The sequence below is a fragment of the Acinetobacter calcoaceticus DSM 30006 = CIP 81.8 genome (assembly GCF_000368965.1).
GTDB lineage: Bacteria > Pseudomonadota > Gammaproteobacteria > Pseudomonadales > Moraxellaceae > Acinetobacter > Acinetobacter calcoaceticus.
Genome location: NZ_KB849782.1, coordinates 1 through 1,199 on the forward strand (window position 1 = coordinate 1; position 1,199 = coordinate 1,199).

The window sequence follows — 1,199 nt, forward strand, 5'->3', positions numbered from 1 at the left end:
CTACCGCTATCAAGCCAATCTCAGCGATGACAATGCACTCATTGCTGAACAGCTCATTGAACTCACTGAGGAAAATTCCGATTGGGGCTTTGGTTTGTGCTTCTCGTATTTACGGCATGTTGAGAGTTGCTGCTGGAATCACAAGCGGGTTTACCGCATTTACTGTGAGTTGGCACTGAATCTGCGTATTAAACCGAGAAGAAGACTAAAACGGCATGCGCCTGAACCATTGAAAGAACCAATCCGAGAAAATCAGGTTTGGTCATTAGATTTTATGCATGATCAGCTTTCCGATGGTCGCAAGTTTCGATTATTGAATGTGATTGATGATTACCGCCGCGAAGGCCTAGCCATTGAAGCAGGGTTCTCATTGCCCACAATCAGGGTTATTCGTACGTTGAATCAATTGCTGGAGTGGAGAGAAAAACCGTTAGTGATCCGATGCGATAATGGTCCCGAATTTATCAGTCACGAATTTGTGCGCTGGGCTACTGAGCACGGTATTCGTATTGAATATATTCAACCGGGTAAGCCACAGCAGAATGCGTATATTGAACGCTATAATCGGACCATACGTTATAGTTGGCTGAGCAAGCATTTATTTGATACTTTGGATGAAGTACAAGATTATGCAACAAACTGGTTGTGGCATTACAACCATGAAAGACCACATCAAGCTAACAAAGGAAAGCCACCTCTAATGGCTGCTTAACCTCTACTTTTAACTTCGGTTATTTATGGGAGGATTAACCATAGATGCCATAACTGGCATCATAAGAAGAGCGGATCAGTTGTAATAACCGTTTGTCTTCAATTGTTCTGCCTGATTCGGGTTCATGTAGCCAGGCGTAATAGCCAGCACGAGCAATCTTAAGAACCCGACACATCGTTTTAATCTTAAATTGATGGCTGTACTCAAGGATAAACTGATACTTTACTCGGGCAGGCTTGCAAAGTACCTTGCGGCCTTTTTTAAGATATCTCGCTCTTCTTCAGTTTGCTTAAGCTGACTTTTAAGACGAAGGATCTCTTTCTTTGCTTCGAGTAGTTCATGTTCATCAGGGTTGTTGCGTAAAGGCTGTACGGCCTTTAGCCATTTATAAATGCTGTGCTGTGATACACCTAAACGTTCAGCCACATCAGTGACAGAATATCCACGTTCGGTAATCAATTTAACAGCTTCATCTTTAAATTCTGGG

Annotated in this window: 1 protein-coding gene and 1 pseudogene; one reads left to right on the forward strand and one right to left on the reverse strand. The window is 42.7% G+C overall.

What is annotated here, in order from left to right; translation table 11 throughout:
• On the forward strand, positions 1–712 hold a 712-nt coding region (locus F936_RS17245; RefSeq protein ID WP_005049675.1), incomplete at its 5' end, for an IS3 family transposase.
• A gap of 37 nt (positions 713–749) precedes the next feature.
• On the opposite strand, the pseudogene F936_RS19610 reads toward F936_RS17245, so the two are convergent.
• Positions 750–1,199: pseudogene (locus F936_RS19610) on the reverse strand (transposase); the annotation flags it as partial.